The organism is Kitasatospora sp. NBC_01539 (assembly GCF_045040525.1).
In the GTDB taxonomy this organism is placed as follows: Bacteria; Actinomycetota; Actinomycetes; order Streptomycetales; family Streptomycetaceae; genus Kitasatospora.
Window position 1 is genome coordinate 7,162,219 of sequence record NZ_CP109390.1, and the last position, 13,444, is coordinate 7,175,662.

Annotated in this window: 10 protein-coding genes; 7 read left to right on the plus strand and 3 right to left on the minus strand. The window is 74.5% G+C overall.

The features are described from left to right. Positions 1 to 75: 75 nt before the first annotated feature. Both OG335_RS31125 and OG335_RS31130 read left to right on the plus strand, forming a co-directional pair. Positions 76 to 1,359 (plus strand): acyltransferase family protein, encoded by a 1,284-nt coding sequence (locus OG335_RS31125; RefSeq protein WP_405014461.1) that lies wholly within the window; start codon positions 76 to 78, stop codon positions 1,357 to 1,359. 477 nt (positions 1,360 to 1,836) lie between these two features. Next, the gene (locus OG335_RS31130; RefSeq protein WP_405014462.1) at positions 1,837 to 2,232 is read left to right on the plus strand and encodes a transglycosylase family protein; all 396 of its coding nucleotides are present in this window, start codon (positions 1,837 to 1,839) and stop codon (positions 2,230 to 2,232) included. 115 nt (positions 2,233 to 2,347) lie between these two features. Here OG335_RS31130 and OG335_RS31135 read toward each other — a convergent pair whose 3' ends face one another. Next, on the minus strand, positions 2,348 to 3,064 hold the full coding sequence (locus tag OG335_RS31135) for a FadR/GntR family transcriptional regulator (protein ID WP_405015587.1): 717 nt from the start codon (positions 3,062 to 3,064) through the stop codon (positions 2,348 to 2,350). Positions 3,065 to 3,510: 446 nt separating this feature from the next. Between OG335_RS31135 and OG335_RS31140 the strand changes: the two genes are divergently transcribed. The 5 genes from OG335_RS31140 to OG335_RS31160 are packed head-to-tail and all read left to right on the plus strand — an operon-like array spanning position 3,511 to position 9,152. Then, positions 3,511 to 4,953, plus strand: a complete 1,443-nt coding sequence (locus tag OG335_RS31140) for an amino acid permease (RefSeq protein ID WP_405015588.1) — start codon at positions 3,511 to 3,513, stop codon at positions 4,951 to 4,953. Then, complete coding sequence (locus OG335_RS31145) at positions 4,950 to 6,308, plus strand: glutamine synthetase family protein (RefSeq protein ID WP_405014463.1); 1,359 nt, start codon at positions 4,950 to 4,952, stop codon at positions 6,306 to 6,308. The genes OG335_RS31140 and OG335_RS31145 overlap by 4 nt, the downstream gene beginning before the upstream one ends. Beyond that, on the plus strand, positions 6,305 to 7,018 hold the full coding sequence (locus OG335_RS31150) for a gamma-glutamyl-gamma-aminobutyrate hydrolase family protein (RefSeq protein WP_405014464.1): 714 nt from the start codon (positions 6,305 to 6,307) through the stop codon (positions 7,016 to 7,018). The genes OG335_RS31145 and OG335_RS31150 overlap by 4 nt, the downstream gene beginning before the upstream one ends. Next, entirely contained in the window at positions 7,015 to 8,379 is a 1,365-nt protein-coding gene (locus OG335_RS31155; protein ID WP_405014465.1) for an aldehyde dehydrogenase family protein, read from the plus strand. Before OG335_RS31150 ends, OG335_RS31155 begins: the two co-directional genes overlap by 4 nt. Positions 8,380 to 8,384: 5 nt before the next feature. Then, a complete protein-coding gene (locus OG335_RS31160) occupies positions 8,385 to 9,152 on the plus strand; it encodes a 3-oxoacyl-ACP reductase (RefSeq protein WP_405014466.1) in 768 nt (255 codons plus the stop codon). A gap of 68 nt (positions 9,153 to 9,220) precedes the next feature. On the opposite strand, the gene OG335_RS31165 is transcribed toward OG335_RS31160, so the two are convergent. Both OG335_RS31165 and OG335_RS31170 read right to left on the minus strand, forming a co-directional pair. After that, positions 9,221 to 9,523: a hypothetical protein gene (locus OG335_RS31165; protein ID WP_405014467.1), complete on the minus strand. Its 303-nt coding sequence runs from the start codon at positions 9,521 to 9,523 to the stop codon at positions 9,221 to 9,223. Positions 9,524 to 9,711: 188 nt separating this feature from the next. Next, complete coding sequence (locus OG335_RS31170; RefSeq protein WP_405014468.1) at positions 9,712 to 13,419, minus strand: SpoIIE family protein phosphatase; 3,708 nt, start codon at positions 13,417 to 13,419, stop codon at positions 9,712 to 9,714. Between the last annotated feature and the right edge of the window lie 25 nt (positions 13,420 to 13,444).

Genomic DNA, 13,444 nt, shown 5'->3' on the forward strand with positions numbered 1-13,444 from the left:
ACCGGCCCTCCCGGCACCGGCCATAGTGGCCGTCATGCCGACGAAGCGCCTTGCCCGCCCGCAGACTGACGCACCGTGAGCAGCGGACGCGACCGGTACGTCGACCTGCTGCGCGCCCTCGCCATCTGCCTGGTCGTCTCCGGCCACTGGCTGATCACGGTGCTCGCCCACCGCGACGGCGCGCTCGTCGCCCCCGAACTCCTCGCCACGCTGCCGTGGACCCGGTGGCTCACGCTGCTCTTCCAGATCATGCCGGTCTTCTTCCTCGCCGGCGGGTACGCCGCCGCCGGCTCGTGGGACCGGCACCGCGCGGCGGGCGGCACCGCGGCCCGCTGGGTGCGGCAGCGCGCCGTCCGCCTGCTGCTGCCCACCGCCGCGTACGCGGCGCTCGCGCTCGCCGGCCTCGCCCTCGCGCGGACCGCGGGCGCCGACCCCGGGCTGCTCGGCATGGTCGGCTGGGCGCTCGCCATGCAGTTCTGGTTCCTGCCCGTCTACCTGCTGATCACCGCCCTCACCCCGCTGCTGGCCGCCGCCCACCGGCGGTGGGGTGCGGCCGTGCCGGCCGTCCTGGCGGCCGCGGCGGCGGCCGTCGGCCCGACCCCGCTGCGCGACCTCGACCACCTGCTGGTCTGGGCGGTGGCCTACCAGCTCGGCCTCTGCTGGCGGGACGGCCTGCTCGTGCGCCGCACCGTCCTCGCGGCGCTCGCGGCAGGCGGCGCGGCGGCCTTCGCGCTGCTCGTCGCGTACGGGCCGTACCCGGTGAGCCTGATCCTGGTCACCGGGGAGGAGGTGAGCAACACCGATCCGCCGTCGGCGGCCATGCTCGCGTGGGCCGTCGCGCAGTGCGCGGTGTGCCTGCTCCTCGCGCCCGCCGCCGGACGCGCCCTGCGACCGGCCCGCGCACGCCGGGCCGCCCGGGCGACGGCCGCGGCGAGCATGGCGCTGTACCTGTGGCACATGGTGCCCGTCCTGGTCCTCGCGGCCGCCCTCTACCTGCCCGGCCTCGCGCCGGAGCCGGCCGTCGGGTCCGGCGGGTTCTGGGCGCTGCGGGCGGTGTGGATCGCGGCCCTGGCCGCCGTCCTGGTCGCCGTGCTGCGCGCCCTGCGCCCGCTCGACCGGGTGCTCCGCCGCCTGCACGCCGTGGCCCGCACCGAGGCGGAGCCGCGCAGCCCGCTGCCGCTGGTCCTCGGGTACGCGGCGGTCGTCCCCGCGCTCGCCTACTGGGCCGGGCACGGCTTCGCGCACGGCGGGGTGCTGCCCGGGCTCGCCTTCGCGGCGGGCACCGCGCTCGTCCTGCTGCCGCCGGCCGCGATGCCCGCCGGGCAGGCGTCGGCGGAGTCCGCGGAGGCGGTCGCCTGAGCCCTGCCGCACCCGTGCGGTCCCTGCTCCGGCCCGCCCGTCGCCACCGGCTCCGTGTGACGGGGGCCATGTCGGGGGTGGTGGTGTGGTGGTGGGTGGTGGGCGGGGGGTGGGGTGGTGGTGACGTTCTGTCGATGGTGTGGGCGGGGTCACGGGGGTTTTTCGGTGACGGGGGCCACATCGGGGGGTGGTGGTGGGTGGTGGGTGGCTCAACGGTGGGGGCGGGTGGGGTGTCGTACCGGTGGTAACGGTGCTCTGGCCTGCGGTGAAACCGAAATGCTGGATTTGTCCGGTTCGGCCTCGTAGCTTCGAAACCAGTGCAGCGAGCCACCGCGGCCCCCGGGCCGAAGGAGCGGGTTCCGCAGCACCGAGGAACGCAAGGCCCATCGCTGGGCCTGTCGCAGAGCCCGTCGACGCAGGGTCCGGCCGTACGGTCGTGGCCCGCCCGGAACCGCCCGGGACACCGAGAGGAACCGTATGATCTTCCGTCGCGAGACCGCCACCGCCGGCACCACCACCGCCACTCCGGGCAAGCGCCGGGTGCGGATGGCGGTCATGGGCGGCGCGCTGGCCGTCCTGCCGGTGGCCGGCCTCGTCACGGCGAACACGGCCTCCGCCGCGCCGGTCTCCACCTGGGACAAGGTCGCGCAGTGCGAGGCGACCGGCAACTGGGCGGTCAACTCGGGCAACGGCTTCTACGGCGGTCTGCAGTTCACCTCGCAGACCTGGGGCGCCTTCGGCGGCCACGCGTACGCCGCGAACGCGCACCAGGCCAGCAAGGCCCAGCAGATCGCCGTCGCCGAGAAGGTCCTGGCCGCGCAGGGCCCCGGTGCCTGGCCGGTCTGCTCCGTCAAGGCCGGCCTCACCCGCTGAGCCCTCACCCGCTGAGCCCTGACCCGCTGAGCCCTGACCCGGCGCACGGCTGACGGCTGTACCGCGTGCCCGTGGGCCCGCATCCCCGGACCGGGGGTGCGGGCCCGCACCGCGTTCAGCCGAGGAACCCGCGCAGCAGTGCCGCCGTCGCCGCCAGGTGCTCCTCCGTCGCCCGCCGGGCGGCGTCGCCGTCACCCGCCAGGATCGCGCCGGCCATCGCCCGGTGCTGGTGCGCCGCGTGGTCGATGTTGCGCTCCAGCATCGGGATGGCGTTGAGCAGGTCGTTGAGACGCATCCGGGCCTGCGCGATGCTCGCCGCGAGCGAGGGCGAGCCGGTCAGCTCGGCGATCGCCAGGTGGAACCGCGAGTCCAGCGCGCGGTACTCCTCCGGAGGTGCGGCCTCCAGGTCGGCGAGCCTCCGCTGCAGGTAGGCCCGCTGCTCGCCGGTGAGGGCGCGGCGGGCCGCGGTCTCGGCCGCGCCCGCCTCCAGGACCAGCCGGTAGGTGAGGGCGTCCTCGAGTTCGCCGCCGAGGTCGCGGGCGGCCCGGCGCAGCTCGCCGACGTCGGGCGGCGGCATCCGGTAGGTGACGAACGTGCCGCCGTACCGGCCGCGGCGGGATTCGACGCAGCCCGCCTGCTGGAGCGAGCGGATCGCCTCGCGCAGCGTCTCGCGGCTCACGCCGAGCCGCACGGCGAGGTCGCGCTCGGCGGGGAGCCGGTCGCCGTGGCCGAGGACGCCGAGCTTGATCGCCTGCAGCAGCCGCTCGACCGTCTCCTCGAAGGCGTTCCCGGTCCGTACCGGCCGGAAGATCGCCTCGGCCTGCAGGTTCATCGGTGCCTCGTCCACGCGGGCATCGTACCGACGGGCCGGCCGGGGCCCGCGGCCGCGGGAGGCCGGTCCGCCCCGGGCGATGCCCCCGGCGATGCCCGGGCGACGGTCCGGCGGTGTCCCGGTGACGGTCCGGCGACCCGCCGGGGGCCGGCGCTCTTGACGGCCCGCGACGGAGGGTGAACGATGCTGACCGGCCCAATGGTCTGTTTCCGGGCCATTGGGTGCTCGGAGGCGCACCGCACCGCCGCGTGTGCGCGTGTCCCGGCCCGCCTCACTCCCCAGGGGTGCCCATGTCCGCCGACCCCGACGCCGGCAGCACACCGACCGACCCGGCTGCCGCCGCCCGCCACGCTCCCAGCGCCGTGTTTCCGCCCGCCGCCGCGCCGGTTTCCGCCGACGAACAGCGCCTCCACGAGCTCGGCTACACCCAGGAGCTCGCCCGCTCCATGTCGGGCTTCTCCAACTTCGCCGTCTCGTTCTCCATCGTCTCGATCCTCTCCGGCTGCCTGACGCTGTACGGGATGGGCATGAACACCGGCGGCCCCGCGATGATCGTCTGGGGGTGGCCGCTGGTCGGCCTGCTCACCCTCTGCGTGGGTCTGGCCATGGCCGAGATCTGCTCCAGCTACCCCACCGCGGGCGGCCTCTACTACTGGTCGGCGAAGCTCGCCCGCAGCCGGGTCGCCGCGTGGAGCTGGTTCACCGGCTGGTTCAACTTCCTCGGACAGGTCGCGGTGACCGCGAGCGTCGACTACGGCGCGGCGTTCTTCACCAACGCCTTCCTCTCGCTCCAGTTCGGCCTCTCCGCGACCCCCGGCCACACCGTCGCGATCTTCGCCGTCATCCTGCTGCTCCACGGGCTGCTCAACACGCTGGGCGTGAAGCTGGTGGCGCGGCTCAACGACGTCTCCGTCTGGTGGCACCTGATCGGCGTGACCGTCATCGTGGGCGTCCTCGCGCTCGTCCCGGCGAAGCACGCCTCCGCGTCCTTCGTGTTCACCGAGTTCGTCAACAACACCGGCTTCCACAACCAGTTCTACGTCGCCATGCTCGGCCTGCTGCTCGCGCAGTACACCCTCACCGGCTACGACGCCTCCGCACACATGACCGAGGAGACCCGCGACGCGGCCCGCTCCGGTCCGCGCGGCATCGTCAACGCGATCACCGTCTCCCTCGTCGCCGGCTGGGTCCTGCTGCTCGGCATCACCTTCGCCGTGCAGGACTACGCCGGGGCCCTCGACGGCCCCACCGGCGTGCCGCCCGCGCAGATCTTCATCGACGCCCTCGGCACCACCGGCGCCGAACTCCTCCTGCTCATCGTCATCGGCGCCCAGTTCTTCTGCGGCATGGCCTCGGTCACCGCCAACTCCCGCATGATCTACGCCTTCTCCCGGGACGGCGCACTGCCGGGCTCGGCGCTCTGGCACCGGATCTCCCCGCGCACGCACACCCCGGCGAACGCCGTGTGGCTCGCCACCGGCGGCGCCCTCCTGCTCGGCCTGCCCGCCCTGTGGAACTCCACCGCCTACACCGCGGTCACCTCGATCTCCGTCATCGGGCTGTACCTCTCGTACGTCATCCCGGTGTACCTGCGCATCCGCCAGGGTGACGCCTTCCCGCGCGGCCCCTGGCATCTGGGCCGCTGGAGCAGGATCATCGGGACCGTCGCGGTCTGCTGGACGGCCGTGATCACCGTGCTGTTCATGCTGCCCACCGCCAGCCCCGTCACCGCCGCCAGCTTCAACTACACGCCCGTCGCGGTCGGCGTCGTCCTCGGCTTCGCCGGCATCTGGTGGCTGGCCTCCGCCCGCCACTGGTTCACCGGCCCCCGCATCCAGGGCACGCCGGAGCAACTCGCCGCCCTCGAAGCCCACCTGGAGGACCGATGAGCAGCCCCCGGCTCACCCTCGACCGGCTGCGCACCCTGATCGCCGACGGCGCCGTCGACACCGTCGTGCTCGCCATGACCGACATGCAGGGCCGCCTCCAGGGCAAGCGGCTCGCCGCCGACTTCTTCCTCTCCGACGTCGTGCCCGGCGCCGCCGAGGGCTGCGGCTACCTGCTGACCGTTGACACCGACATGAACACCGTGGACGGCTACGCCCTCTCCTCCTGGGAGAGCGGCTACGGCGACCTCGTCCTCACCCCCGACCTCGCGACGCTGCGCATGGTGCCCTGGCACCCGGCCACCGCGATGGTCCAGTGCGACGTCCACCACCACGACGGCCGCCCGGTCACCGTCTCCCCCCGGCAGGTCCTGCGCCGCCAGCTGGAACGCCTGGCCGGCTACGGCTGGCAGGCGTACGCGGGCACCGAGCTGGAGTTCATCGTCTTCCGCGACAGCTACGAGCAGGCCTGGGACCGCGCCTACCACGGCCTCACCCCGGCCAACCAGTACAACGGCGACTACTCCATCCTCGGCACCTCCCGCGTCGAACCGCTGCTGCACCGGCTGCGCAGCGGCATGGCGGGCGCCGGGCTCACCGTCGAGTCCGCCAAGGGCGAGTGCAACCTCGGCCAGCACGAGATCGCGTTCAAGTACGCGGAGGCCCTCGCCACCTGCGACAACCACGCCGTCTACAAGACCGGCGCCAAGGAGATCGCCGCGCAGGAGGGCTGCAGCCTCACGTTCATGGCGAAGTACGACGAGCGCGAGGGCAACTCCTGTCACATCCACCTCAGCCTGCGGGACGCCGCCGGCGCACCCGTCATGGCCGGGGACGGCCCGTACGGCTTCTCCCGCACGATGGAGCACTTCCTCGCCGGGCAGCTCGCCTGCCTCGCCGAGTTCTCCCTGCTGCTGGCGCCGACCGTCAACTCCTACAAGCGGTACGTGCCGGGCAGTTTCGCGCCCACCGCCGTCGCCTGGGGCCGCGACAACCGCACCTGCGCGCTGCGCGTCGTCGGCCACGGCTCCTCCCTGCGCTTCGAGAACCGGGTGCCCGGCGGCGACGTCAACCCCTACCTCGCGGTCGCCGCCCTGATCGCCGCCGGGCTGCACGGGGTCGAGCACCAGTTGCCGCTGGAGCCGGAGTTCACCGGCAACGCGTACGCCTCCGACGCACCCCGGGTGCCCGCCACGCTGCGCGACGCGGTCGACGCCTTCGAACGCAGCGAGGCCGCCACCGTGGCCTTCGGCAAGGACGTCGTGCGTCACTACGCGCACGCCGGGCGGGTGGAGGTCGCCGCGTACGACCGGGCGGTGACCGACTGGGAGCGGCGCCGCGGCTTCGAGCGCCTGTGAACACCGACCGCCGTCGCAGACCCCTGATCGGCATCACCAGCTACCAGGACGACGCCGCCTGGTCGGTGTGGCGCCAGCGCGCCTCCCTCGTCCCGCAGACCTACGTCGACGCGGTGTCCCGTGCGGGCGGCACACCCGTGCTGCTGCCGCCGCAGCCCGGCGGCACCGCCCACCTGCTCGACGCCCTCGACGGGCTGGTCCTCGCCGGAGGCTCCGACGTCGACCCGGCACGGTACGGCGCCGCCGCCGGACCGCACACCGGCGATCCCCACCGGGCTCGCGACACCTGGGAGTTCGACCTGCTGCGGGACGCCCTGGCCCGCGACCTCCCGCTGCTCGGCGTCTGCCGCGGGCTCCAGGTGCTCAACGTGGCGCTCGGCGGCACGCTCGTCCAGCACCTGCCGGACGGCAGCCACCAGCAGGTGCCCGCGGTGTTCGTCCGCCGCCCGGTCCGGATCGCCCCGGACAGCCGGCTCGGGGCCGTGCTCGGCACCGCCGCGGACGTCGCCTGCTACCACCACCAGGCCGCCGACCGCCTCGGCGCCGGCCTGCGGGCCACGGCCTGGAGCACCGACGGCACCGTGGAGGCGCTCGAACTGCCCGGCCGGCGCTTCACGGTGGGCGTGCAGTGGCATCCCGAGACCGACCCGGACGACCTCCGCCTCTTCGCGGCGTTCGTCACCGCCAGCTGCAAGGAGGCAGCCCGATGACCCAGCCCGACCTCTTCGAGGTGCTCAACCCGGCCACCGAGGAGGTGATCGCCACCGTGGCCATGGCCGGCCTCGCCGAGACCGACGCCGCGATCGCCCGCGCCCGGGCCGCCTTCGGCCCGTGGCGGCGGATCGCCCCCGCCGACCGGGCGCGGCTGCTGCGGGCGTTCGCCGCCGCGGTCGACGCCGACCGCGAGCACCTGGCCGCCTTGGAGGTCGCCAACGCGGGCCACACCGTCGGCAACGCCCGCTGGGAGGCCGGCAACGTCCGCGACGTCGTCGAGTACTACGCGGCGGCCCCCGAGCGGCTGTTCGGCCGGCAGATCCCGGTGGCCGGCGGCATCGACCTCACCTTCAAGGAACCGCTCGGCGTCGTCGGCGTCATCGTGCCGTGGAACTTCCCGATGCCGATCGCCGCGTGGGGGTTCGCCCCCGCCCTCGCCGCGGGCAACACCGTCGTCCTCAAGCCGGCCGAGCTGACCCCGCTCACCGCCCTGCGCCTGGGCGAACTCGCCCTGCAGGCGGGCCTGCCCGCGGGTGTGCTGGAGATCCTGCCCGGCCGCGGCCCGGTCGTCGGGCAGCGCTTCGTCACCCACCCGGACGTCCGCAAGGTCGTGTTCACCGGCTCGACCCGGGTCGGCCGGGAGATCATGGCGGGCTGCGCGGCCCAGGTGAAGCCCGTCACCCTCGAACTCGGCGGCAAGAGCGCCAACATCGTGTTCGCCGACGCCGACCTCGCGAAGGCCGCCGCCACCGCGCCGTACGCGGTCTTCGACAACGCCGGGCAGGACTGCTGCGCCCGTTCGCGGATCCTCGTCGAGGAGTCGGTCTTCGACGACTTCATGGCGCTGCTCGAACCGGCCGTCCGCGGCGTGCGGGTCGGCGACCCGGCCGACGAGAAGACCGAGATGGGGCCGCTGATCTCGGCCGCGCACCGGCAGCGGGTCGCCTCGTACGTGACGGAGGCGGCGTTCCGCGGCAGCGCGCCCGAGGGGCCCGGCTTCTGGTACCCGCCGACCGTGCTGGCGCCGGTGCGGCACGACGACCGGGCGTTCACCGAGGAGATCTTCGGCCCGGTCGTCGCCGTCGTGCCGTTCCGCGGCGAGGAGGACGCGCTGCGGATCGCCAACGCCTCCGACTACGGCCTCTCCGGCTCGATCTGGACCCGCGACGTCGGCCGCGCCCTGCGGGTGGCGCGCGGCGTGGAGGCGGGCAACCTGTCCGTCAACTCGCACTCCTCGGTGCGCCACACGACGCCGTTCGGCGGGTTCAAGCAGTCCGGGCTGGGCCGCGAGCTGGGCCCGGACGCCCTCGACGCCTTCACCGAAACCAAGAACGTCTTCATCTCCACGGAGGAGTGACCAGCATGACCAAGCGACTGGACGGCCGGGTGGCGGTCATCACCGGCGCCGGCAGCGGGATCGGCCTGGCCACCGCGCGGCGGTTCGCCGCCGAAGGGGCCAAGGTCGTCTGCGCGGACATCGACGAGGAGTCCGGCGCGAAGGCCGCCAACGAGGTCGACGGCCTGTTCCTGCGGGTCGACGTGACCGACGAGGCGGCCGTGCGCGGCATGTACGAGCGTGCCGTCGCGGAGTACGGCAGCCTCGACATCGCCTTCAACAACGCGGGCATCTCCCCGCCGGACGACGACTCGATCCTCACCACCGGCCTCGACGCCTGGAAGCGGGTGCAGGACGTCAACCTCACCAGCGTGTACCTCTGCTGCAAGTACGCGATCCCGCACATGCAGCGGCAGGGCAGGGGATCGATCATCAACACGGCGTCGTTCGTCGCGGTGATGGGCGCGGCGACCTCGCAGATCTCCTACTCGGCGTCCAAGGGCGGCGTGCTGGCGATGTCGCGCGAGCTGGGCGTGCAGTTCGCCCGGGAGGGCATCCGGATCAACGCGCTCTGCCCCGGCCCGGTCAACACCCCGCTGCTGCAGGAGCTGTTCGCGAAGGACCCGGAGCGGGCGGCCCGCCGGCTGGTGCACATCCCGCTCGGCCGGTTCGCCGAGCCGCAGGAGATCGCCGCCGCGGTGGCCTTCCTGGCCAGCGACGACTCCTCGTTCATGACCGCCGGCACCTTCCTGGTGGACGGCGGCATCTCCGGCGCGTACGTCACCCCCCAGTAGCGGGGGCCGGACGGCGCGACGGCCGGGCCGCCCCTCTCGGGCGGCCCGGCCGTCGCGCTGCCGGGAGGTCAGGAGGAGGAGTCCCCGCCGACCGCGAGGCCGAGGCCGGCACCGTCCGCGTCGCCGCCGACGGCGAGGGCCGGGCCCTCCTCGGAGAAGGCGTCGCCGCCGACCGCGAGGGCGTGCTCGACGATCGCCTCGGCGTCGCCGCCCACCGCGAGCGCACCGCCCTCCGTGGCGTACGCGTCGCCGCCGACGGCGAACGCGCCGTGCGGGTGGTCCATGTGCGCGGACGCGGTGCCCGCGGCGCCGAACAGCGCGAGGCCGGAGACGAGGGCGGCGGTGGTGATCCTGGCAAGGCTGGAACGCATGAGGTCCTCCTGGTCGGAATGCCGGACGCCACCGATCCTCCGGTCCGCGGTGGCCCGCACACGAACCGACACGGCCGCCCGGCCGCGGGCCCCACCCCGACGGGGGACGCCGCTGCTCCGGTCGGGTGAGGCGCACCCGCCCCGCCAGGACGCCCGGCAGGACGCCCGGCGCGACCGCCGGCAGGGCGTCAGAACCGGGCGCCCGGCGGCAGCTCCAGCTCGAACCAGACGACCTTGCCGTCCTGGCTGCCGCGCACGCCCCAGCGGTGGGCCAGCTCGTTGACCAGGTGCATCCCGCGGCCGCCCTCGTCCTCGGCGCGTGCACGGCGCAGCCGCGGTTCGTGCCGGTCCCGGTCGGCGACCTCCACGGTCAGCAGCTGGTTGCGGAACAGCCGCAGCTGCACGGGCGCGCCCGCGTGGACCAGGGCGTTGGTGATGAGTTCGCTGGTGAGCAGCTCGACCATGTCGGTGAGCCCGGCGAGCCCCCAGCCGGTCAGTGTCTCCCGGGCGAACCGGCGGGCGTGCCGCACCATGGCCCGGTCCCCGGCGAGCTGCAGCAGGGCCAGCTGGTCGGTGCCGATCGGCCGGGAGTGCGCCATGATCACCGCGATGTCGTCCTGCCCGGCGGAGGCTCCGAGCGCGGCGAGCACGGCGTCGCAGGTCTGCTCCAGCGAGCCGCGGCGCTCGGCGACGGTGCGGCGCAGCAGGTCGATGCCGTCGTCGATGTCGCGGTCGCGGCGCTCCACCAGGCCGTCGGTGTAGAGCACCAGGATGGCGTCCTCGTCGAGGGTGGCGCGCACCGAGTCGAACGGCACGCCGCCGACGCCGAGCGGGGCGCCGGGCGGCAGCACCAGCAGTTCGGTGGAGCCGTCCGCGCGGGCGATGACCGGGGGCAGGTGTCCGGCGGTGGCGGCGATGCAGCTGCGGTCCACGGGGTCGAAGAGCACGCACACGCAGGTCGCGAACTGGCTCTCGCCGATCGCCGCGGCCGCGTCGTCCAGGCGGCGCAGCACCCGGGCCGGGTCCATCTCCAGGGTGATGAGGGTCCGGGCGACGGTGCGCAGCTGGCCCATGGTGGCGGCCGCCCGGATGCCGTGGCCCATGACGTCGCCGACGATCAGCGCGACCCGGCCGCCGCTGAGCGGGATGACGTCGAACCAGTCGCCGCCGACCTCGCTGATCACGCTGCTGGGCAGGTAGCGGTGGGCGATCTCCAGGCCGGGGGTGCGGTGCACGTCCTGCGGCAGGAGGCTGCGCTGCAGGGTCAGGGCGGTGTCGCGTTCGCGCCGGTAGATGCGGGCGTTGTCGATGCAGACGGCGGCGCGGGCGGCGAGCTCCTCGGCGAGCGCCACGTCGGCGTGCGTGAAGGAGTCCGGGGTGCGGGTGCGGACGAACTCCACCCCGCCGAGCACGGTGCCGCGGGCCAGCAGCGGCACCATCAGGTAGGAGTGCACTCCTGCTTCCAGACTGGGCCCGATGCGGCCGGGGTGGGCGACGATCCGGCGCAGGGCCTGCTCGTCGACGTGCGGCACGAGGACGGACCGGCCGGTGCGCAGGCTCTGCGCGTACAGCTGGGCGGACCGCGAGGTGCCGCCGACCGGGTCGGCCGCGCTGACCATGCCGCCGTGCTCGTCGAGTTCGCCGACGGCGACGGCGCGCAGCAGGACGGAGCCGTCCCGTGGCACCGGTTCCGGTTCGTCGCCCTGCAGCAGCGACTCCAGCAGGTCGACGGTGACGAAGTCGGCGAAGCGCGGGATGACCACGTCGATGAGCTCCTGCGCGGTGCGCTGCAGGTCGAGGGTGGTGCCGATGCGGCTGGACGCCTCGTTGAGCAGGGCGAGGCGGGCCTGGGCGGCGCCGGCGGCCTCCAGTGCGCGCTGCCGCTGCTCGGAGGCGTCGCGTTCGCGGGTGAAGAGCAGGGCGTTGTCGATGGCGACGGCCGCGCGGGAGGCGAGTTCGCGGGCGAGGCGCAGGTCGTCCTGGTCGAAGGGACGGTCGGTGACGTTGCGGTAGAAGGCGGCGATGCCGACGGCCGCGCCGCGGGCGATCAGCGGGACGACCATGACCGAGCGCACGTGCTGGGCGCGGACGGCGGTGGCCCGCTCCGGGTCGTCGTTGAACCAGCCGAGCGCCTGTTCGTCCAGGTGCGGCAGCAGGACGGGCCGCCGGTGCGCCAGCACCCAGGCGTACGGCGTCGACGGGTGGAAGCGGTGCACGCTGCCGGGCGGGGAGACCGGGGACATGCCGCTGCCGGGCACGGTGTGGAACGCCATCCGGCGCAGGACGGCGGACCGGTCGGCCCGGTCGGTGCTGGTCTCCGCGCCCCGCACGAGCGCGTCGAGCACCTCCACGACGACGGTGTCGGCCAGCCGGGGGCTGGCGGTCTCGGCGAGTTCGCGGGCGGTCTGGGCGAGGTCGAGGGTGGTGCCGATGCGGGCGGAGGCGGCGTTGACGACGGCGAGGCGCTCCTGCGCGGCGCGCGCCTCGGTCAGGGCCTGTTCCCGGGCCTGCGCGGTCTGCTCCTGGTGCAGGTAGAGGCGGGCGTTGTCGATGGCGACGGCGGCGCGGGAGGCGAGTTCGTCGCCGAGGGTGCCGTCCTCGGGGCCGATCGCGGCGCGGTCGGGGCTGCGCGCGTACACGACCATGCCGAGCACGCTGCCGCGGGCGACGAGCGGGGTGACCCGTACCGTCCGGGCCCGGCCGTCCAGGTAGTCCCGCACCCGGTCGACGGTGGCCTCGTCGGCCAGCAGTGGCAGTCCGCCGGTGGTGGTGACCACGCTGCGGCCGCCGGTGAGGGCCTCGGCGTAGGCGGAGCCGGGCGGCACCGTGTACACCTCGTCGGTGGGCAGGCTGCCGAACGGGTGTCCGGGGTCGGCCGTGGCGACGGCGAGCCTGCGGACGCGCAGGTCGGCGTCCCCGGCGGGCGGGTCGGTGTCGGAGACGAGGTGCTCCAGCGCGAAGACGCCGGCGGTGTCGGCCAGCCGCGGCACGATGGCCTCGGCGAGCTCCCGGGCGGTGCGGCGCAGGTCGAGGGTGGTGCCGATGGAGGCGGTGGCGTCGGCGAGGGCGGTCAGGCGTTCCCGGGCGACGGCCGCCGCCCGTTCCGCCCGGTGGCGTTCGGTGACGTCGACGATGGTCGAGCTGACGCCGAGCACGTCCCCGCCGGGTTCCTCCAGCCGGAAGTACGAGGCGGACCAGGCGTGGTCGTGGGTGGGGTCGCCGGGGGTGCGGCCGTGCGACCGGGAGTCGACCACCGGCGGCCCGCCCTCCAGGACGCGCCGCATGGCGGCCTCGATCTCCTGGCCGTTGATGCCGGGCAGCACCTCGGTGATGCGGCGGCCGACGGCGTCGGAGGCCGGCACGCCGTTGATCCGGGCGAGGGCGTCGTTCAGCCGCAGGAACCGCAGGTCGGTGTCGTAGACGGCCATGCCGACCGGGGACTGCGTGAAGAAGCCGTCCAGCACGGCCAGGTCGGCCTGGAGGCGGCGCAGCGCGGTGACGTCCGAGGCGATGGCCAGTACCAGCGGGCGGCCGTCGGGGCCGACGACGGGGTGGGTGCGGAATTCGAGGTTCACGTGGTGGCCGTCGCGGTGCTTGACGGGGAACACCCCGGACCACGCCTTGCCGCCGAGGATGGCGTCGAAGAGGTCGAGGACCTCGCCGAGCTGGTCGTCGGTGATCAGCAGGTGGGTGGCGTAGGTGCCGACGGCCTCCTCGGTGGTGTAGCCGAGCAGGGCCTCCGCGTCGCGGCTCCAGTGCAGGATCCGGCCGTCGTCGGAGATCAGCGCGGTGGCGATCGGCACGCTCATCAGGCCGTCGGGTGCGTGGCCGCCGGGACCCTCCGCAGCCGGATCCCGGCGGTCCGGTGGGTCCGTGCCCTGCTCGTGGGTCTCCATGCCAGGCACCGTCCAGAGATCGGCG